This is a genomic window from Streptomyces sp. STAM6 (assembly GCF_054963715.1).
The window spans coordinates 271,947-290,619 of record NZ_JBUEFZ010000003.1 but is presented as its reverse complement, the minus strand read 5'-3'; the positions used below and the strand labels follow the sequence as shown (position 1 = coordinate 290,619).

Annotated in this window: 19 protein-coding genes; 10 read left to right on the top strand and 9 right to left on the bottom strand. The window is 71.9% G+C overall.

What is annotated here, in order from left to right; translation table 11 throughout:
• Positions 1–16 precede the first annotated feature (16 nt).
• The 5 genes from ACY34K_RS06090 to ACY34K_RS06070 form a co-directional block, all read right to left on the bottom strand.
• Positions 17–646 (bottom strand): TetR/AcrR family transcriptional regulator, encoded by a 630-nt coding sequence (locus ACY34K_RS06090; protein WP_462744496.1) that lies wholly within the window; start codon positions 644–646, stop codon positions 17–19.
• Positions 643–1,323, bottom strand: coding sequence for a DUF4166 domain-containing protein (locus ACY34K_RS06085; RefSeq protein ID WP_462744494.1), 681 nt, complete (start codon positions 1,321–1,323; stop codon positions 643–645). Before ACY34K_RS06085 ends, ACY34K_RS06090 begins: the two co-directional genes overlap by 4 nt.
• Positions 1,320–2,129 (bottom strand): hypothetical protein, encoded by an 810-nt coding sequence (locus ACY34K_RS06080; protein WP_462744492.1) that lies wholly within the window; start codon positions 2,127–2,129, stop codon positions 1,320–1,322. The genes ACY34K_RS06085 and ACY34K_RS06080 overlap by 4 nt, the downstream gene beginning before the upstream one ends.
• A gap of 132 nt (positions 2,130–2,261) precedes the next feature.
• Entirely contained in the window at positions 2,262–2,555 is a 294-nt protein-coding gene (locus tag ACY34K_RS06075; RefSeq protein WP_462744490.1) for an MTH1187 family thiamine-binding protein, read from the bottom strand.
• Entirely contained in the window at positions 2,552–2,896 is a 345-nt protein-coding gene (locus ACY34K_RS06070) for a DUF3817 domain-containing protein (RefSeq protein WP_462744488.1), read from the bottom strand. Before ACY34K_RS06070 ends, ACY34K_RS06075 begins: the two co-directional genes overlap by 4 nt.
• A gap of 154 nt (positions 2,897–3,050) precedes the next feature.
• Here ACY34K_RS06070 and ACY34K_RS06065 point away from each other — a divergent pair, with 154 nt between their 5' ends.
• The 4 genes from ACY34K_RS06065 (at position 3,051) to ACY34K_RS06050 (ending at position 5,741) form a co-directional block, all read left to right on the top strand.
• Positions 3,051–3,689 (top strand): AIM24 family protein, encoded by a 639-nt coding sequence (locus tag ACY34K_RS06065; protein WP_462744486.1) that lies wholly within the window; start codon positions 3,051–3,053, stop codon positions 3,687–3,689.
• A complete protein-coding gene (locus ACY34K_RS06060; protein ID WP_462744484.1) occupies positions 3,689–4,339 on the top strand; it encodes an AIM24 family protein in 651 nt (216 codons plus the stop codon). The genes ACY34K_RS06065 and ACY34K_RS06060 overlap by 1 nt, the downstream gene beginning before the upstream one ends.
• On the top strand, positions 4,336–5,133 hold the full coding sequence (locus tag ACY34K_RS06055) for an AIM24 family protein (protein ID WP_462744482.1): 798 nt from the start codon (positions 4,336–4,338) through the stop codon (positions 5,131–5,133). The genes ACY34K_RS06060 and ACY34K_RS06055 overlap by 4 nt, the downstream gene beginning before the upstream one ends.
• Before the next feature lie 131 nt (positions 5,134–5,264).
• The gene (locus ACY34K_RS06050) at positions 5,265–5,741 is read left to right on the top strand and encodes a MarR family winged helix-turn-helix transcriptional regulator (RefSeq protein ID WP_462744480.1); all 477 of its coding nucleotides are present in this window, start codon (positions 5,265–5,267) and stop codon (positions 5,739–5,741) included.
• A 9-nt stretch (positions 5,742–5,750) separates the two neighbouring features.
• Here the strand turns inward: ACY34K_RS06050 and ACY34K_RS06045 are convergent, their stop codons facing one another.
• Complete coding sequence (locus ACY34K_RS06045) at positions 5,751–7,130, bottom strand: sensor histidine kinase (RefSeq protein WP_462744794.1); 1,380 nt, start codon at positions 7,128–7,130, stop codon at positions 5,751–5,753.
• Positions 7,131–7,138: 8 nt separating this feature from the next.
• The gene (locus ACY34K_RS06040; protein WP_462744478.1) at positions 7,139–7,798 is read right to left on the bottom strand and encodes a response regulator transcription factor; all 660 of its coding nucleotides are present in this window, start codon (positions 7,796–7,798) and stop codon (positions 7,139–7,141) included.
• Between the two features lie 121 nt (positions 7,799–7,919).
• Here ACY34K_RS06040 and ACY34K_RS06035 point away from each other — a divergent pair, with 121 nt between their 5' ends.
• Positions 7,920–8,306 (top strand): PepSY domain-containing protein, encoded by a 387-nt coding sequence (locus ACY34K_RS06035; protein ID WP_462744477.1) that lies wholly within the window; start codon positions 7,920–7,922, stop codon positions 8,304–8,306.
• 274 nt (positions 8,307–8,580) lie between these two features.
• Here ACY34K_RS06035 and meaB read toward each other — a convergent pair whose 3' ends face one another.
• Both meaB and ACY34K_RS06025 read right to left on the bottom strand, forming a co-directional pair.
• A complete protein-coding gene (gene meaB, locus ACY34K_RS06030; RefSeq protein WP_462744475.1) occupies positions 8,581–9,537 on the bottom strand; it encodes a methylmalonyl Co-A mutase-associated GTPase MeaB in 957 nt (318 codons plus the stop codon).
• Between the two features lie 25 nt (positions 9,538–9,562).
• Complete coding sequence (locus tag ACY34K_RS06025) at positions 9,563–10,771, bottom strand: acetyl-CoA C-acetyltransferase (RefSeq protein WP_462744473.1); 1,209 nt, start codon at positions 10,769–10,771, stop codon at positions 9,563–9,565.
• Between the two features lie 137 nt (positions 10,772–10,908).
• Between ACY34K_RS06025 and mce the strand changes: the two genes are divergently transcribed.
• The 5 genes from mce to ACY34K_RS06000 all read left to right on the top strand — a co-directional run bounded on the left by mce (position 10,909) and on the right by ACY34K_RS06000 (position 18,514).
• Positions 10,909–11,361 (top strand): methylmalonyl-CoA epimerase, encoded by a 453-nt coding sequence (gene mce / locus ACY34K_RS06020; protein ID WP_462744471.1) that lies wholly within the window; start codon positions 10,909–10,911, stop codon positions 11,359–11,361.
• A 173-nt stretch (positions 11,362–11,534) separates the two neighbouring features.
• Positions 11,535–15,641: a polarized growth protein Scy gene (gene scy / locus ACY34K_RS06015; RefSeq protein ID WP_462744469.1), complete on the top strand. Its 4,107-nt coding sequence runs from the start codon at positions 11,535–11,537 to the stop codon at positions 15,639–15,641.
• A 115-nt stretch (positions 15,642–15,756) separates the two neighbouring features.
• Positions 15,757–16,695, top strand: a complete 939-nt coding sequence (locus tag ACY34K_RS06010; RefSeq protein ID WP_462744467.1) for a cellulose-binding protein — start codon at positions 15,757–15,759, stop codon at positions 16,693–16,695.
• A gap of 97 nt (positions 16,696–16,792) precedes the next feature.
• Positions 16,793–17,731: an ABC transporter ATP-binding protein gene (locus ACY34K_RS06005; RefSeq protein ID WP_462744465.1), complete on the top strand. Its 939-nt coding sequence runs from the start codon at positions 16,793–16,795 to the stop codon at positions 17,729–17,731.
• Positions 17,732–17,734: 3 nt separating this feature from the next.
• Positions 17,735–18,514 carry an ABC transporter permease gene (locus ACY34K_RS06000; protein ID WP_462744463.1) on the top strand — a complete coding sequence of 260 codons (780 nt, stop codon included), beginning with the start codon at positions 17,735–17,737 and terminating at the stop codon, positions 18,512–18,514.
• Positions 18,515–18,673: the final 159 nt, after the last annotated feature.

Below are 18,673 nucleotides of genomic sequence, written 5' to 3'. Positions count from 1 at the left end.
CCAAGTCCCCGCGGTGTCAGCGGGCGGTGCGGCGCAGCCGGTGGCGGACCGCGCGCTGGGCCACGGGCCCGAGCTCCTCCAGCGCGGTGACGAGCACGGACAGCTGCTCCAGGGCGTCGAACGCCCGCCCGGCGCCGTCCGGGTCGACGCCCTCGTACAGTTCCAGACCGACGAACGACGCCGCGACGGCGCGGGCGAGTCCCGCGGAGTCGGTGAACTCGGCGACGGGCGTCCCCGCCAGCACCCTGCTGAGGACGTGCTCGATCTCTTCCATCCACAGGTCGAGCCCGGCGGCGGTGGCGGCCGCCAGGCGCGGCTGGGTCTGGGCGCCGGCGAGCAGCTGCCCCAGTACGGCGACGGTGCCGGCCTCCCGCTCCTCCGCGTGCATCGCACGGCCGAAGGCGAGGAGTTCCGCGAGGCTGGTGATCTCCTTCAGCCGCTCCCGGTAGCGGGCGACACGCTGCTCGGTGCCGTGGCGGCAGGCCTCGGCGAGGAGTTCGTCGACGGAGCCGAAGTGGTAGAAGACCAGGGCCTGGTTGACCCCGGCGGCAGCGGCGACGGAGCGGGCGGACGTCTTCGCGATGCCCTGCTCGGTGAGCGTGCGCAGCGCCCCCTCCAGCAGCTTGACCTTGGTGTCCGCGCTCATACGCGTATCTCCTCCCGTACCGGGCGCAGCCCGGCGCGCACCCCGTGGGAGCGTACGTCGGTGTACTGGGCGGTGAAGGACCCCTCGTACCCGAAGAGCGGCCCGAAGCGCCGGTTGGTCACCTTCACCCGGATGCGGAAGCAGCCGGCGGTGTCGTCGTACGACTCGCGCACCTCGGCGTCGCCGCCGACGAGGTGGGGCACGCGGACGTCGAACGGGCCCTCGCGGAAACGGTGTTCCCCGGACCGGATGAGCAGCGAACCGTCGGACTCGGCGGTCAGGTGCAGATCGCTGGCGAGATGCTGGTGGGTGCCGAGGTAGTCCAGGACGCAGTTCCGCTCGGGGCTGTGGATCATCGTGGCGTCGAACCTGCGGGCCCCGCCGGGCAGCAGGAAGGTCCGTACGAAGGTGACGGTCTCCCGGCCGTACGAGTCCGTGTAGGGGACGTTCTCGATGGTGAAGGGGACGTGCCGGCCGGTGCGCGGGAGGAGGATGTTGCGCGTGCCGCCGAGGGCGAGGAACGGCTTGACGAAGGCACGCCCGTGCCAGATGCGGTCCATCACCCCGCGGCCGGTGCACGCCTCGCCGCTGTCGAGGCCGACCGAGAAGCGCCGTCGCAGCTGGGGATGGAGCCGGTCGAAGTCGTCGCCCATGGCCCGGCGGAAGATCGAGGTCATGCGTGCTCCAGTGTGGTGAGGAGTTCGGGTGCGGCGGTGCGCGCGGGTGGAGTGCGCAGACAGCGCCGGGCGGCGGGGGTCCGCGCGGAGGGCGGCGCGAGCAGTGCGACGGCGGCGAGCGCGACGGCGCCGAGCGGCAGGAGCAGTCCGCCGGCCCCGCTCGTGAGCGCGGCCGCGGCGGGCGGTGTGAGCAGGGACCAGGAGGTACCGCCGAGCGCCGTCCCCTCGGCGGAGGTGGCCGGGCAGACCGCCCAGAGACAGCCGAGCACCGCCGCGGCCACGGCGAGGCCCCGCACGGCCAGTTCCACGAGCGCGTGGGCCAGTGAGCGGGCCGGGCTGATGCCCCGTTCGCACCACAGGCGCAGCCGGTCGAAGGACCAGGCGGTCGCCCAGCCCATCAGGGGGCGGAACACGAACCGGTCGGCGACGGCGCCGAAGCGTCCCCAGCGGGGCCGGTAGTCGTACCCGGTCAGGAAGCGGACGCCGCCGTCCACCGGGATGTAGCGCCAGTACCCGCTGCCCTGGGCGAGCGGGGAGAGCGGGTGCGGGGAGGCGAACCGGAGGGCGGAGACCCGCTCACCGCCGGCCCGGTGGCGCTCCCCCGCGGAGACACCGGTGCCGGCGACGGTCAGGAAGGGCAGCACACGGGTTGCGTACCGGAACCGCTGGGGTTCGCCCGGCTCGCACGGCAGGTGGTCGATCTCGGTGAACCGGAGATCCCACCGCTGGTGCTGCGCCGGGTCCTGGGTCCGCTCCCAGAGCGTCTCCAGGTCCACCCGGACACGCGTCTCCACGTACAGCGACATGACGTACTCTCCCGGGTCAGCGCTTTTGAGCGACTGCTCAAGAGGAAAGGTAACAGCGATTTGAGCAGTCGCTCAACACGCGGGGAACGAAAAACCCCGGCCCACGTGGGACCGGGGTCAGGTGGCGGGACTTCAGGCGGACAGGTGCCGCTCCACGGTCTCGACCTTGGCGGTCAGACCGTCGGTGACACCGGGCCTGAGGTCCGCCTTGAGCACGAGCGACACACGCGGGGCACGCGCCTCGACGGCGGCGACGGCGCGCTTGACGACGTCCATGACCTCGTCCCACTCACCCTCGACCGAGGTGAACATCGCGTCCGTGCGGTTCGGCAGACCGGACTCCCGCACGACGCGGACGGCGTCGGCGACGTACTCGCCGACCTCCTCGCCCACACCGAGCGGCGTCACGGAGAAGGCGACGATCACGCGTTCACCTTGCCCTCGCGCCGGGCGCGGGAGGCGATGACGGCGTCGTCGGCGGCGCGCCTGAGCTTGCGGTCGGCGAAGAAGCCGCCGAAGGGCAGGACGGACAGCACGAAGTAGAGGGCGGCCGTCTTCAGCTCCCACTTGGTGCGGTTCCAGGCGTCCAGCCAGAACAGCACGTAGAGGATGAACAGCACACCGTGGACGGCGCCCATCACCGGGACCGCGTTGAACTCCGTCGTGCGCTTGAGCACCGAGCAGACGAGCAGCAGCAGGAAGGAGACGGCCTCCGGGGCGGAGACCAGTCGGAGGCGGTGGAGGGAGGAGGCGGTCTTGATGTCCACGAGGCAGCACCTTCGGCGTTGGGGATCGATCTTGTGAATCGACGCACAAGCGGTCCGGTCCATTCTGGCAGGCGGCTTTCCCCGCCTTTTGTCAGGGTCGGCATCCTCCTCGGGGTGGCTGTCGGCACCCGGGGCCACCGGATACCTTCTGCTGGTGGCAACGTTCCGACTCCAAGGCAGCAAAGTGCTCGCCGTCGACATGACCGGCGACGCCGTCAAAGCGAAGAACGGCTCGATGGTCGCGTACGACGGCCAGATGGCCTTCAAGAAGATGTCCGGCGGCGGTGAGGGCCTGCGCGGGATGGTGACCCGCCGCCTCACCGGTGAGCAGATGACCGTGATGGAGGTGAAGGGGCAGGGCACCTGCTTCTTCGCCGACCGGGCCTCCGAGATCAACCTGGTCTCCCTGCACGGCGACAAGCTGTACGTCGAGGCGAGCAATCTGCTCTGCGCGGACGGCTCCCTGCGCACCGGCACCAGCTTCACCGGCCTGCGCGGCGGGGCCACCGGCAACGGGCTGTTCACCACCACCGTCGAGGGCACCGGCCAGGCCGCGATCACCTCCGACGGCCCGGCCGTGGTGCTGCGGGTGACGCCGCAGTACCCGCTGTCGGTCGACCCCGGCGCGTACATCGCCCATCAGGGCAACCTCCAGCAGAGCTTCCAGTCCGGTGTGACGTTCCGCACGCTGCTCGGCGAGGGCGGCGGCGAGGCGTTCCAGATCCGCTTCGAGGGCGACGGGCTCGTGTACGTGCAGCCGAGCGAGCGCAACACGGTCGGAGGGGACGTCTGATGCCGTTCCGGGAGATCAATTCGAAGATGGTCGAGGCGTCGATCACGCCCGGCCAGAAGATGTTCAGCCAGCGCGGCGCGATGCTGGCCTACAAGGGCGACGTCACTTTCACGCCGAACATGGCCGGCGGCCAGGGCGGCGTGATGTCGATGATCGGCCGCCGCGTGGCGGGCGAGTCGACCCCCCTGATGACGGTCGAGGGCAACGGGACCGTGATGTTCGGGCACGGCGGCCATCACATCCAGGTCATCGCCCTCACCGGCGACACCCTGTACGTGGAGGCGGACCGGCTGCTCGCCTTCGACGGCACCCTCCAGCAGGGCACGATGTTCCTGGGTGCGCAGGGCGGGGTCATGGGCATGGTCCGCGGCCAGGTCACCGGCCAGGGCCTGTTCACCACCACGCTCAAGGGCCACGGCGCCGTCGCGGTGATGGCGCACGGCGGCGTGATAGAGCTGCCGATCACGCCGGGCCGCCCGGTCCACGTCGACCCCCAGGCCTACGTCGCGCACCACGGCGACGTGCGCAACAAGCTCTCCACCGCGCTCGGCTGGCGCGACATGGTGGGCCGCGGCTCGGGCGAGGCGTTCCAGCTGGAACTGAGCGGCAGTGGTGCGGTGTACGTCCAGGCGTCGGAGGAGAAGCTGTGAGCACGCCCGTCATGTGGGACCCGACCACGCTGCCGAGCGACGACAACGTCAACCCGTACACCTTCTGCGTGGAGCTCAAGGGCTCCCAGTGGTTCCTGCAGAAGGGCAAGATGATCGCCTATTACGGGCGGATCGACTTCAACGGCGTCGGCCACGGCCGCCTGGACCGGCTGGTCCGCACCAGCTTCCACTCCCCCCTGCACGCGGGCGACTGGGTGGTGGCGGAGGGCAGCGGCAAGATGCTGCTCGCGGACCGCGCCTTCGACGTGAACTCCTACGACCTGGACGACGGAAACCTGACCATCCGTGCCGGGAACCTGCTGGCCTACCAGCCGACGCTGGCCCTCAAGCAGTCGATCGTGCCGGGCTTCCTGACGCTGATCGGTACGGGCAAGTTCGTGGCCGCGTCGAACGGTCCGGTGGTCTTCATGGAGCCACCGATCCGCGTCGACCCGCAGGCCCTGGTGGGGTGGGCGGACTGCCCCTCGCCATGCCACCACTACGACCACGGCTACATGAGCGGGGTCATGGGCGGGCTGCGTCAGCTGACCGGGATCGGAGGCGCGTCGGGCGAGGAGCACCAGTTCGAGTTCGTGGGTGCGGGGACGGTGCTGCTGCAGTCGACCGAGACCCTGATGGCGGAGCAGGCGACGGGCGCCGTACCGCACGAGCCGGGAGTCCCCGGAGGGGGCGGCCTACTGTCCGGAGGGTCAGGATCCGGCCACGGTCAGCATGGTTCGACACCGCGCCTTCCCGGACAGCTGGGGGACCTCCAGCGTCGCTTCGGGCTGTGAGCGGTAGTCTGCGGAGTGTGACGCCCTCGAACGTCTGCACCCTTGCGGGCAGCTGAGGACGGGGGGCCGGAGTGCCCGGCGTCACAGACCTCATTTCGTCCAGAATTCAACTTCTTAGGTAGAATCCATATATGGAGACCGAGACGGCCACCCACTGGCTGACCGATGCCGAACAGTGCGCCTGGCGCACCTATCTGGACGTCAATCGGCTGCTGACGTACCAGCTGGAGAAGGACCTCCAGCCGTTCGGCCTGACCAACAACGACTACGAGATTCTGGTCAATCTCTCCGAGGCGCCCGACCACCGCCTGCGGATGAGCGATCTCGCCGCCGCCACCCTCCAGTCGAAGAGCCGGCTCTCCCATCAGATCACCCGCATGGAGAACGCAGGGCTGGTTCGCCGGGAGAACTGCGAGTCGGACCGGCGCGGCCTGTACGCCGTGCTCACCGAACACGGCATGGAAACCATGCAGAAGGTGGCTCCGCACCACGTCGAATCGGTGCGCAAGCACTTCATCGACCTGCTGTCCGCCGAGGCCCTCGGCGAGCTGCGCAGCTCCCTCAAACCGATCGCCGAACAGCTGCGGGGTCTGCGGGGAAAGCCCTGACTCCAGGGCTCATCCCGCCGCGTCGGGCAGGCGCAGCACGAACAGCGCGCCGCCCGACGGGGCGCTGCCGACGGTGAGGCTCCCGCCGTGACGGACCACCACATCACGGGCGATGGCCAGGCCGAGACCCGCGCCGCCCTCGTCCCGGCTGCGGGCGTCGTCGAGGCGTACGAACCGTTCGAAGACCCGCTCGCGCTCGGCCTCCGGCACGCCCGCGCCGTCGTCCTCGACGGTGACCAGGACGTGCCGGCGGTCGCCCCGCACGGTCACCGCCACCCGGTCGGCCGCGTGCCGCTGGGCGTTGTCGAGCAGATTGCCCAGCACCCGGGCCAGCTGCCCGCGTGACCCGTTCACTTCCGCGGGGCCTTCGGCGTCGACCCGGACCGGGACCCGGTCGCCGCTCCGCCGGCGGACCTCCTCGCGCACCAGCCCGGCCAGGTCGAAACGCGCCCGCCCGGCCGGCTCACCCGCGTCCAGCCGGGCCAGCAGCAGCAGGTCGGCCGCGAGCTGCTGCAGCCGTACGGTGTCGGCGACCGCCCCCGGGACGTCCAGCAGCTCCGGGTGCGCCGCCCCGACCTCCAGCTGGGTACGCAGGCTCGCGATCGGGCTGCGCAGTTCGTGCGACGCGTCCGCGACGAACCGCCGCTGCCGCTCCACGCTCGCCTCCAGCGCGGCCAGCGTCTCATTGGTCGTCCGCGCCAGCCGGGCCACCTCGTCGTGCGTCCCCGGCTCGGGCACCCGGCGCGAGAGGTCCTCGGACGCGGTGATCGCCGCCATCTCGCGGCGGATGTCCTCGACGGGTTTCAGCGCCCGCCGGGTGACCAGCCACGTCACACCGGCGACCACCGCCAGCAGCACCGGCAGCGCGGCGAGCATGGCTGCGCGCACCCCCGCGACGGTGGCCGCCTCGGTGGCCAGCGGGGCGCCGGCGTACACGGTCGCCTCACCCGCCGGACCGGAGGCCCGTACCGCCGCGAACCGGTACTCGGCGGTCTCGCCGCCGACCGTGACGTCCCCCGAGGAGTACGCGACGTCCTCGGAGACCTCGCCCCGCTCGCCGTCGCCGCCCTCGGACGGGACGGCCTTCGTACCCGGACTCCCCGTGCCCTCGATGGCCTCGATGTCCTCCCCGACGGCGACCACACGGCCCTCCTCGTCGACCACCTGCACCGGGTGCTCCTCGGTGTCGTCGGGCAGGTCGAGCTGGTCGAACGGGGTCCCGTCGGCGATCTGCGACGCCACCGACCGGGCCGAGACGTTGGCCTGCAGCCCCGCCTGGTCGACCAGGTTGCCGCGCAGCACGACCAGCAGCGCTCCCCCGGCGACGACCAGGGCCAGCGCCACCACGAGCACCGCGCCGAGCGCGGTGCGGGCGCGTACGGAACGCAGCGGGTGCCTCACCGCTCCTCCAGCCGGTATCCGGCGCCGCGCACGGTCCTGATGACCTCCGCGCCGAGCTTGCGCCGCAGCGCGCTCACGTAGACCTCGACGATGTTGGGATCGCCCTCGTAGGCGAAGTCCCAGACGTGCTCCAGAATCTCCCCCTTCGACACCACAGCGCCCGGCCGAACCGCGAGCTGCTCGAGCACGGCGAACTCCCGAGCGGTGAGCGCGATCTCCTCCCCGCCCAGGCGCACACGCCGGGCCGCGGTGTCCACCGAGAGCGCCCCGGCCCGCAGCACGGGCGACGGGCTGCCCCCGCGCCGGCGCAGCAGGGCCTTCACCCTGGCCACCAGGACCACGTACGAGAAGGGCTTGGTCAGATAGTCGTCGGCGCCCGTGTCGAGCCCCTCGGCCTCGTCGTACTCGCCGTCCTTCGCGGTGAGCATCAGGATCGGCACGTCGTGTCCGGCGGCCCGCAGCGCACCGCACACCCGGTAGCCGTTCATACCGGGCAGCATGATGTCGAGGATCACGAGGTCGTACGACCCCTCCCCGGCCCGGTGCAGGCCCTCGAGACCGTCGTGCACCACATCCACGGCGAACCCCTCGGCCCGCAGCCCGGCGGCGAGCGACAGGGCGAGCCGCTTCTCGTCCTCCACGATCAACAGGCGCATGCGCTCAGGGTCCCAAACGGAACCTGAAGAGACCTTCAGCCGCCTTCAGCCTGGCTTCAGCGAGCCGCGCGCAGAGTGATTCCCGTACCGAACAACCGACCCAACCCACGGGAGTCAGCTCATGAAGCGCAACCTGATCATCGCCACGGTCGCGGCGGCGGCCCTGGTCACCGGCGGTACGGCGGCGGCGTTCGCGACGACCTCGGCGGCGGAGACCCCGCAGAGGGCGCACGCCGCCGCGCCCACGGCGTCCGACGACCGGGACGACGACCGGGAGGACGACAAGAACGACGTCGTCGAGATCAAGGAGGCCCTCAAGGGCGTGAAGGTGACGGCCGACGAGGCGCTGAAGGCGGCCTCGGCCCACGGCACGGTGATCTCGCTGGACCTGGACGACGAGGACGGCAGGACCTGGGACGCCGAGGTACTCACGAAGGACGGCACGCTGCAGGACTGGGACGTCGACGCGGTGACGGGGAAGGTCACCCAGGACAACGAGGACGACTGACACTCGCGGCCGGCCGCCCCGCGCAGGGGTGGGGCCGTGCGGGGTCGTCCCGCAGGGGTGGGCGGCACTGCGTCGCGCCCTGCGAAGACGTCGGGCCGCCGGCCCGGTGGGGGCCCTCCGGGGGCGGGTCGAGTCAGGAGGGGCCGCACCCCCTCCCACCGGCGGAAGCGGGCCGGCCCGCACCCGGAAAACAGCGTCCGCACACCGCCGGGAACCGGCCCGCCCCCGGAAAAAATCACTCCGACGACCGGCGGACAGCGCGCCGGCGGCCGCCTCAGTTCCCCGTCAGACCCGCGACCAGCTCGTCCGACGCCGCGTACGGATCCAGCTCGCCGGCCACGATGCGCTCGGCGAGCGCGTCCAGCCGCCGGTCCCCGTGCAGGTCGCCGATCCGCTCGCGCAGAGCGGTGACCGCGATGGTCTCGACCTCATGGGCCGCGCGGGCCCTGCGCCGCTCGGCCAGCACCCCGCGCTCCTCCATCCAGGCCCGGTGCTTCTCCAGGGCCTCGACGACCTCGTCGACGCCCTCGCTCCGGGCCGCCACCGTCTTGACGATGGGCGGCCGCCAGTCGCCGGGCCCGCGGGACTCGCCGAGCCCCAGCATGTGGTTGAGCTCGCGGGCGGTGGCGTCGGCACCGTCCCGGTCGGCCTTGTTGACCACGTACACGTCGCCGATCTCCAGGATGCCCGCCTTCGCGGCCTGGATCCCGTCGCCCATGCCCGGTGCGAGCAGCACCACGGACGTGTCGGCCTGCGAGGCGATCTCGACCTCCGACTGGCCCACACCGACCGTCTCGACGAGCACCACGTCGCATCCGGCCGCGTCCAGCACCCGGATCGCCTGCGGTGCCGCCCAGGCGAGGCCGCCCAGGTGGCCGCGGGTGGCCATCGACCGGATGTAGACGCCGGGGTCCGATGCGTGCTCGGACATCCGGACCCGGTCGCCCAGCAGCGCCCCGCCGGAGAACGGCGAGGACGGGTCCACGGCGAGCACGCCGACCCGCTTGCCGGCCCTCCGGTACGCGGTGACCAGCGCCGACGTCGAGGTGGACTTCCCGACGCCGGGAGAGCCGGTGAGGCCCACGACGTAGGCCCCGCCGGCCAGCGGCGCGAGCGCCGCCATCACCTCACGGAGCTGCGGGGACGCCCCTTCCACGAGCGAGATCAGCCGGGCCACGGCCCGCGGCCTGCCCTCCCGTGCCTGGGCCACCAGTGCGGGAACGTCCACCATCGGTACAGAGCTCCTAACAGCCGGTTTACTTGCCGTTGCCCGGGACGCGCAGGACCAGCGCGTCGCCCTGGCCGCCGCCGCCGCACAGCGCGGCCGCACCGACGCCGCCGCCGCGCCGCTTGAGCTCCAGCGCGAGGTGGAGGACGAGACGGGCGCCGGACATGCCGATCGGGTGTCCGAGCGCGATCGCGCCACCGTTGACGTTCACCTTTTCAGGGGTTACCCCGAGGTCCTTCATTGACTGCACGGCCACGGCGGCGAAGGCCTCGTTGATCTCGATCAGGTCGAGGTCGGCGACCTCCAGCCCCTCCTTCTTCAGGGCGTGCAGGATCGCGTTGGACGGCTGCGACTGGAGCGAGTTGTCCGGTCCCGCGACGTTGCCGTGGGCGCCGATCTCCGCGATCCAGTCCAGACCGAGCTCCTCGGCCTTGGCCTTGCTCATCACGACCACGGCGGCCGCGCCGTCCGAGATCTGCGACGCGGAGCCGGCGGTGATGGTGCCGTCCTTGGCGAAGGCCGGGCGCAGCTTGCCGAGGGACTCGACCGTGGTGTCCGCGCGGATGCCCTCGTCCTTGGAGAAGACGACCGGCTCGCCCTTGCGCTGCGGGATCTCGACGGGCGTGATCTCGGCCTCGAAGATGCCGTTCTTCTGCGCAGCAGCCGCACGCTGGTGCGAGAGAGCGGCGACCTCGTCCTGCTCGGGGCGGGCGATGCCGAGGACGGTGTTGTGCTTCTCGGTGGACTCGCCCATGGCGACGCCCTCGAACGGGTCGGTGAGGCCGTCGTGCGCCATGGCGTCGAGCATCTCGACGGCGCCGTACTTGTAGCCGTCGCGGGACTTCGGCAGCAGGTGCGGAGCGTTCGTCATGGACTCCTGGCCGCCGGCGACGATCACGTCGAACTCGCCGGCGCGGATCAGCTGGTCCGCCAGGGCGATGGCGTCGAGGCCGGAGAGGCAGACCTTGTTGACGGTCAGCGCGGGCACGTTCATGGGGATGCCGGCCTTGACGGCGGCCTGGCGGGCGGGGATCTGCCCGGCGCCGGCCTGCAGCACCTGGCCCATGATCACGTACTGCACCTGGTCGCCGCCGATGCCGGCGCGGTCGAGCGCGGCCTTGATGGCGAAGCCACCCAGGTCGGCCCCCGAGAAGGACTTGAGCGAGCCGAGCAGTCGGCCCATGGGCGTGCGTGCGCCCGCGACGATCACTGAGGTGGTACCGGTCGTTCGAGACATGAGGCACGGCCCCTTGGATGAGGAGTGAACGAGGGTTTACCGCCAATGTACTGAGCGGTACTGGTTCAGGTCACCGGCCGACCGGTGTGATCGCGCGCACGTTGCGTAACCGCCTCCCGGAGCGCTGCACTGGAGCAATGCTGACGCGAATCGACCACATCGGGATCGCCTGTTTCGACCTCGACAAGACCGTCGACTTCTACCGTGCCACGTACGGGTTCGAGGTCTTCCACACCGAGGTCAACGAGGAGCAGGGCGTCCGGGAAGCCATGCTCAAGATCAATGAGACGTCCGACGGCGGCGCCTCCTACCTCCAGCTGCTGGAGCCCACCCGCGAGGACTCCGCCGTGGGGAAGTGGCTGGCCAAGAACGGCGAGGGGGTCCACCACATCGCCTTCGGGACGGCGGACGTCGACGGCGACGCCGACGCCATCCGGAACAAGGGCGTACGCGTCCTCTACGACGAGCCGCGGATCGGCTCGATGGGCTCCCGCATCACGTTCCTGCACCCCAAGGACTGCCATGGCGTCCTGACCGAACTCGTCACCTCGGCCGAGCCGTCCGCCGATGCGTCCTCGGCGGAGCACTGACCTCCCGATTCCCGGCCCGGTAGAGTGGGCGGCTCCGGGCCGGGGCCGGATCGGGACGGCGCCGCGGCGTCGTCGTCGGGGTCGTCGATCTGACACCATTCCCGGGGGGCCGTTCGCCGGCGAACGGTGCTCGTACAAGAGAGTTGCGACCAGGGGACGGATGGGACCGCGCAGTGCGGGGCTACGAACGCCAGGAGAGCCACCGGGCTGACGACCACCTTTCGCGGTTCGAAGCCGAGATGGACCGGCTGAAGACCGAGCGGGAGAAGGCCGTCCAGCACGCCGAGGACCTCGGTTACCAGGTCGAAGTCTTGCGCGCCAAGCTGCACGAAGCGCGCCGCACCATCGCGTCCCGGCCCGCCTACGACAGCGCCGACATCGGCTACCAGGCCGAGCAGCTGCTCCGTAACGCCCAGATCCAGGCCGACCAGTTGCGCTCCGACGCCGAGCGCGAGCTGCGCGAGGCCCGCAACCAGACCCAGCGGATCCTGCAGGAGCACGCCGAGCACCAGGCACGGCTTCAGGCCGAGTTGCACGCCGAGGCGGTGCAGCGCCGCCAGCGCCTCGACCAGGAGCTGGCCGAGCGCCGGCAGACCGTCGAGGCACACGTCAACGAGAACGTGGCCTGGGCGGAGCAGCTGCGCGCCCGCACCGAGGCACAGGCCCGCCGGCTGCTGGAGGAGTCCCGCGCCGAGGCCGAGCAGTCACTGGCGGCGGCCCGCGCGGAGGCCACCCGGCTCGCCGAGGAGGCCCGCCAGCGGCTGGGCTCGGAGGCCGAGGCGGCCCGCGCCGAGGCCGAGGCGATCCTGCTGCGCGCCCGCAAGGACGCCGAGCGGCTGCTGAACGCCGCGTCGACGCAGGCGCAGGAGGCCACCAGCCACGCCGAGCAGCTGCGCAGCGCCACCACCGCCGAGTCGGAGCAGGCGCGCCAGCAGGCGACCGAGCTGAGCCGGACGGCCGAGCAGCGGCTGACCGAGGCGGAGGACCGGCTTCGGGAGGCCCGCGCCGAGGCCGACAAGCTGGTCGCGGAGGCCCGGGACGCGGCGGCCAAGCGGCTGGCCAGCGCCGAGTCGGAGAACGAGCAGCGCAGCCGTACGGCGAAGTCGGAGATCGCCCGCCTGGTCGCCGAGGCCACCAAGGAGTCCGAGACCCTCAAGGCGGAGGCCGAGCAGGCGCTCGCCGATGCCCGCGCGACCGCGGACAAGCTGGTCGCCGAGGCCTCGGAGAAGGCCCGTACGGTGGCCGCCGAGGATTCGGCCGCGCAGCTCGCCAAGGCCGCCAGGACCGCCGAGGAGGTCCTGACCAAGGCGTCGGAGGACGCCCGGGAGACCACCCGCAAGGCGTCCGAGGAGGCTGAGCGGATCCGCCGTGAGGCGGAGGCGGAGGCCGACCGGCTGCGCGGCGAGGCCGCCGACACGGCCGAACAGCTGAAGGGCGCGGCGAAGGACGACACCAAGGAGTACCGCGCCAAGACGGTCGAGCTGCAGGAGGAGGCGCGCCGGCTGCGCGGCGAGGCCGAGCAGCTGCGGGCCGAGGCGATCGCCGAGGGCGAGCGGATCCGCGGTGAGGCCCGGCGCGAGGCCGTCCAGCAGATCGAGGAGGCGGCGAAGACCGCCGAGGAGCTGCTGACCAAGGCGAAGGCGGACGCCGACGAGCTGCGGGCGGGCGCGACCGCCGAGAGCGAGCGGGTCCGCACCGAGGCGATCGAGCGGGCGACGACCCTGCGCCGGCAGGCCGAGGAGACGCTGGAGCGCTCCCGAACCGAGGCCGACCGGCTGCGCACCGAGGCCGAGGAGCAGGCCGAGTCGGTGCGGGAGGCGGCCGAGCAGGCCGCTGCCGCGCTGCGCGAGGAGACCGAGCGGGGTGTCGCTGCCCGTCAGGCGGAGGCCGCCGAGGAGCTGTCCCGGCTGCACTCCGAGGCCGAGGCGCGGTTGAGGTCGGCCGAGCAGGCGCTGACCGACGCGCGCGCGGAGGGCGAGCGGATCCGGCGCGAGGCGGCCGAGGAGACCGAGCGGCTGCGCGGGGAGTCCGCCGAGCGGCTGCGGACGCTCCAGGCCCAGGCCGAGCAGGAGGCCGAGCGGCTGCGCACGGAAGCGGCGGCGGACGCGTCGACCATGCGCGCCGAGGCGGAGAACGCCGCGGTGCGGCTCCGTTCGGAGGCCGCCGCGGAGGCCGAGCGGCTCAAGAGCGAGGCGCAGGAGTCCGCCGACCGGATGCGTGCGGAGGCCCAGGCGGCCGCCGAGCGGGTGACCACCGAGGCCGCCGAGGAGCTGGCCGCCGCGCAGGAGGAGGCCAACCGGCGCCGCCGCGAGGCGGAGGAGACGCTGGGCGCCGCCCGCGCGGAGGCGGACCAGGAGCGCGAGCGGGCCCGCGAGCAGAGCGAGGAGCTGCTGGCATCGGCCCGCCGGCGCGTCGAGGACGCGCAGGCCGAGGCCCAGCGCCTGGTCGAGGAGGCCGACCGGCGCGCCACGGAGATGGTGACGTCCGCCGAGCAGACGGCCCAGCAGGTGCGGGACGCGGTCGCCGGGCTGCACGAGCAGGCCGAGGAAGAGATCACCGGGCTGCGGTCGGCCGCCGAGCACGCCGCGGAGCGGACGAAGACCGAGGCGCAGGACGAGGCGGACCGGGTCCGCGCCGACGCGTACGCGGAGCGGGAGCGTGCGGCGGAGGACGCCGGCCGGATCCGGGCGCGGGCCCAGGAGGAGTCCGAGGCGGCCAAGTCGCTGGCCGAGCGGACCATGGCCGATGCCCTGGCCGAGGCGGAGCGGCTGAAGTCGGACACCGCCGAGTACGCCCAGCGGGTGCGGACGGAGGCGTCGGACTCGCTCGCCTCCGCCGAGCAGGACGCGGCGCGCACCCGGGCGGACGCCCGGGACGACGCCAACCGGATCCGTTCCGAGGCGGCCGAGCAGGCCGACCGGCTGGTGGGCGAGGCGGCGAGCGAGGCCGAGCGGCTCGCGGCCGAGGCCGAGCAGGTGCTCGACGAGGCCCGGCAGGCGGCCGACAAGCGCCGCTCCGACGCCGCCGAGCAGGCCGACCGGCTGGTCGGCGAGGCGACGAGCGAGGCCGAGCGGATCACGGCCGAGGCGGCCGAGGTGCTCACCACCGCCGAGCGGGACGCGACGCGGCTCCGGGCCGAGGCCGAGCAGGTCAAGGAAGAGGGCGAGGCGCAGGCCGAGGCGCTGCGCGCGGCCGCCCGGGCCGACGGCGAGCAGGTGCTGGACGAGGCGCGGAAGGCGGCCGACAAGCGGCGGGCGGACGCGGCCGAGCAGGCCGACCAGCTCATCACCGAGGCGACGAGCGAGGCCGAGCGGCTGGTCGGTGAGGCCACCGGCGAGGCGGAGCGGCTGCGCGCGGAGGCCGCGGAGACGGTCGGTTCGGCGCAGCAGGCGGCGGAGCGCATCCGCGCGGAGGCCGAGCGCCACCGTGCGGAGACCGAGGCGGCCGCCGAGCGGATCCGCACCGAGGCGCGGGCCGAGGCGGACCGGGTGGTCGACGAGGCGCGCGAGGCCGCGGCCAAGCGGCGGACGGACGCCGCCGAGCAGGCCGACCAGCTCGTCGCGAAGGCGCAGGAAGAGGCCCTGCGGGCGACCGCGGAGGCCGAGTCGCAGGCCGACACGATGGTCGGCGCGGCCCGCAAGGAGGCCGAGCGGATCGTCGCCGAGGCGACCGTCGAGGGCAACACGCTGGTGGAGAAGGCCCGCACGGACGCGGACGAGCTGCTGGTCGGGGCCCGCAGCGACGCGACCGCCATAAGGGAGCGCATGGAGGAGCTGCGCCGCCGTACGGAGTCCGAGATCGAGGACCTGCACGAGCGGGCTCGCCGGGAGAGCGCCGAGCAGATGAAGTCCGCCGGCGAGCGCGTGGACAAGCTGGTGAGGGCGGCAACCGAACAGCGGGCGGAGGCCGAGGCGAAGGCCAAGGAGCTGCTGTCCGACGCGAACTCGGAGGCCGGGAAGGTCCGGATCGCGGCGGTGAAGAAGGCGGAGGCACTGCTCAAGGAGGCCGAGCAGAAGAAGGCGGAGCTCACCCGTGCGGCCGAGAAGGTGAAGGCGGAAGCCGAGCGCGAGGCCGAAAAGATGATCTCCGAGGGTAAGCGTGAGCTGGACGTGCTGGTACGCCGTCGGGAGGACATTCAGGCCGAGATCTCCCGTGTCCAGGACGTACTGGAGGCGTTGGAGTCTTTCGAGGCTCCATCGGGGGGTACCAAGGACGGCGGAGTCAAGGCGGGCGCGGCAGCGGGTAGTACCCGTTCGAGTGGCAAGTCAACCGACGGTTAAGCCACCCAAAAGGCTGGACATTCTCCAGATTGAACGGGCATCCGCTCGATGACACGCCGCTTCGGCCCCTAGGATTCCCTCTATCACCTCACCGGTCTCATTCGACAGGAACCCCATGAGCGACACTTCCTCCCCCTTCGGCTTCGAGCTCGTGCGGCGTGGTTACGACCGCGGTCAGGTGGACGACCGCATTACCAAGCTCGTCGCCGACCGTGACAGTGCTCTGGCCCGAATCACCTCTCTGGAAAAGCGCATCGAGGAGCTACACCTCGAAACGCAGAACGCCCAGGCCCAGGTCAGCGACGCGGAGCCGTCGTACGCCGGTCTCGGTGCCCGTGTCGAGAAGATCCTCCGTCTGGCCGAGGAGGAGGCGAAGGACCTGCGCGAGGAGGCCCGTCGCGCCGCCGAGCAGCACCGGGAGCTCGCCGAGTCGGCGGCCCAGCAGGTGCGCAACGACGCCGAGTCGTTCGCGGCGGAGCGCAAGGCGAAGGCCGAGGACGAGGGCGTTCGGATCGTCGAGAAGGCCCAGGGCGAGGCGAACTCGCTGCGCGCCGAGGCGCAGAAGGACGCGCAGTCCAAGCGCGAGGAGGCGGACGCCCTCTTCGAGGAGACCCGGGCGAAGGCCGCGCAGGCCGCCGCCGACTTCGAGACCAACCTCGCCAAGCGCCGTGAGCAGTCCGAGCGCGACCTGGCCTCCCGCCAGGCAAAGGCCGAAAAGCGCCTTGCGGAGATCGAGCACCGCGCGGAGCAGCTCCGCCTGGAGGCCGAGAAGCTCCGTACGGACGCGGAGCGCCGGGCCCGCCAGACGGTGGAGACCGCGCAGCGCCAGGCCGAGGACATCGTGGCCGACGCGAACGCCAAGGCGGACCGTATCCGCAGCGAATCGGAGCGCGAGCTGGCGGCGCTGACGAACCGTCGCGACTCCATCAACGCCCAGCTGACCAACGTCCGCGAGATGCTGGCCACGCTGACCGGCGCGGCGGTGGCCGCGGCCGGCTCCCCCGTGGACGACGAGCCGGTCTCCCGCGGCGTCCCGGCCCAGCAGTCCCGCTGACTCCGGCACGCATGCCGCCGATCGCGCCCCCGGGGCGTGGTCGGCGGCATGTGTGATTCCGGTGGCGGGGGAGTTTGCGCGCTCGTAGCGTGGACGGGTGATCGAGCTCGAGGGGCTTACGAAACGTTTCGGTGCCAAGACGGCGGTCGACCATCTCTCCTTCCAGGTCCGTCCCGGGGTCGTGACGGGCTTTCTCGGGCCCAACGGCGCGGGAAAGTCGACCACGATGCGCATGATGCTCGATCTGGACATTCCGACCAGCGGTACGGTCCGGATCGACGGCAAGCACTACCGGGATCTGCAGGAACCGCTGAAGTACATCGGTGCGCTGCTGGAGGCGAAGGCCATGCACGGCGGCCGCAGCGCGTACAACAATCTGCTCTGCCTGGCCCAGTCGAACCGTATTCCGGAGAAGCGCGTCGGCGAAGTTCTCGATCTTGTGGGCCTCTCGGCGGTGGCCAAGAAGAAGCCGAAAGGTTTCTCGATGGGTATGGGGCAGCGACTGGGAATCGCCTGCGCACTGCTGGGTGATCCGGAAATCCTGATGTTCGACGAACCCGTCAATGGTCTGGACCCCGAGGGAATTCACTGGATCCGCAATCTGATGAAGTCGCTCGCCGCCGAAGGGCGGACGATCTTCGTTTCCAGCCATCTCATGAGTGAAATGGCCCTGACGGCGGATCACCTGATCGTGATCGGCCAGGGCAGGCTCCTCGCCGACACCTCCATGGCGGACTTCATCCACCAGAACTCCCGGAGTTACGTCCGGCTGCGCTCGCCGCAGCAGGAGGAGCTGCGCGACCTGCTGCACCGCAGCGGCATGACCGCGGTCCGTGCGGCCGGCGGAGCACTGGAGATCGACGGCGCGACGACCGAGGAGGTCGGCGAGCTGGCCGGCCGGAACGGGATCGTGCTGCATGAGCTCAGTGCCCAGCGCGCCTCGCTGGAGGAGGCGTTCATGCAGATGACGGCGGCCGCGGTCGAGTACCACGCCCAATCCGCGAACGGCCCGCAGTGGGCACCGAAGGGGGTCTGAGCCATGGCGTCGGTACCCGCGGTCCTCCAGTCCGAGTGGACCAAGATCCGCACGGTCTCGTCGACGGTCTGGACGCTGACCAGCGCGCTGGTGGTCACCGTGGCGATGGGCGCCGCGCTGAGCGCGCTGCTGGAGGCGACCTTCGACGACCTCTCCCCCGCCGAGCAGGCCACCTTCGACCCGACCCTGGTGAGCTTCTCCGGCATGGTCCTCGGCCAGCTCGCGATGGTCGTCTTCGGTGTACTGGTGGTGGGTACGGAGTACAGCTCCGGCATGATCCGCACCTCGCTCGCCGCCGTGCCGCAACGCGCGACCTTCCTCTTCAGCAAGATCGCGGTGGCGGGGGTCCTGGCGCTGGCGGTGGGGCTGGCGACCAGCTTCCTCACGTTCTTCCTCGGCCAGGCGCTGCTCGGTGAGCACCGTACGGACCTCGGCGCCGACAACGTGCTGCGCGCGGTCGTCGGCGGCGGGATCTACATGGGGCTGATGGCGCTGTTCTCGATGGGTGTGGCGGCGATGCTGCGCTCCTCGATGCTGTCACTGGGCATTCTGGTCCCGTTCTTCTTCCTGATCTCGCAGATCCTGTCGAACGTGCCGAAGGCCCAGGAGGTCGCTCAGTACTTCCCGGACCAGGCCGGCGCGAGGATCATGCAGGTGGTGCCGGGGGCGCTGGACAGCGACGACGCGCCGTACGGCCCCTGGGGCGGGCTCGGGATCATGCTGCTGTGGGTGGCGGCCGCGCTGATCGGCGGCTACCTGGTGGTGAAGAAGCGGGACGCCTAGGGCGTCCCAGCCCCGGCCCCCGGCCCCCGGCCCCCCAGCCCCGGCCCCCGGCCCCCGGCCCCCGGCCCCCGGCCCCCGGATCATTTCGCACGTCTTCCGTGGAACCGTCAAGCCCTCGATATCCTCTTACCTCTTACGGGGGCTTGGTCCACAGCGCCA

Excerpts from the sequence above, each read along its gene's own strand:
- ACY34K_RS06090 (WP_462744496.1), bottom strand. The coding sequence starts at position 646 with ATGAGCGCGGACACCAAGGTCAAGCTGCTGGAGGGGGCGCTGCGCACG.
- ACY34K_RS06085 (WP_462744494.1), bottom strand. The coding sequence starts at position 1,323 with ATGACCTCGATCTTCCGCCGGGCCATGGGCGACGACTTCGACCGGCTC.
- ACY34K_RS06080 (WP_462744492.1), bottom strand. The coding sequence starts at position 2,129 with ATGTCGCTGTACGTGGAGACGCGTGTCCGGGTGGACCTGGAGACGCTC.
- ACY34K_RS06060 (WP_462744484.1), top strand. The coding sequence starts at position 3,689 with ATGCCGTTCCGGGAGATCAATTCGAAGATGGTCGAGGCGTCGATCACG.
- ACY34K_RS06050 (WP_462744480.1), top strand. The coding sequence starts at position 5,265 with ATGGAGACCGAGACGGCCACCCACTGGCTGACCGATGCCGAACAGTGC.
- ACY34K_RS06040 (WP_462744478.1), bottom strand. The coding sequence starts at position 7,798 with ATGCGCCTGTTGATCGTGGAGGACGAGAAGCGGCTCGCCCTGTCGCTC.
- ACY34K_RS06035 (WP_462744477.1), top strand. The coding sequence starts at position 7,920 with ATGAAGCGCAACCTGATCATCGCCACGGTCGCGGCGGCGGCCCTGGTC.
- meaB (WP_462744475.1), bottom strand. The coding sequence starts at position 9,537 with ATGGTGGACGTTCCCGCACTGGTGGCCCAGGCACGGGAGGGCAGGCCG.
- ACY34K_RS06025 (WP_462744473.1), bottom strand. The coding sequence starts at position 10,771 with ATGTCTCGAACGACCGGTACCACCTCAGTGATCGTCGCGGGCGCACGC.
- mce (WP_462744471.1), top strand. The coding sequence starts at position 10,909 with ATGCTGACGCGAATCGACCACATCGGGATCGCCTGTTTCGACCTCGAC.
- ACY34K_RS06010 (WP_462744467.1), top strand. The coding sequence starts at position 15,757 with ATGAGCGACACTTCCTCCCCCTTCGGCTTCGAGCTCGTGCGGCGTGGT.
- ACY34K_RS06000 (WP_462744463.1), top strand. The coding sequence starts at position 17,735 with ATGGCGTCGGTACCCGCGGTCCTCCAGTCCGAGTGGACCAAGATCCGC.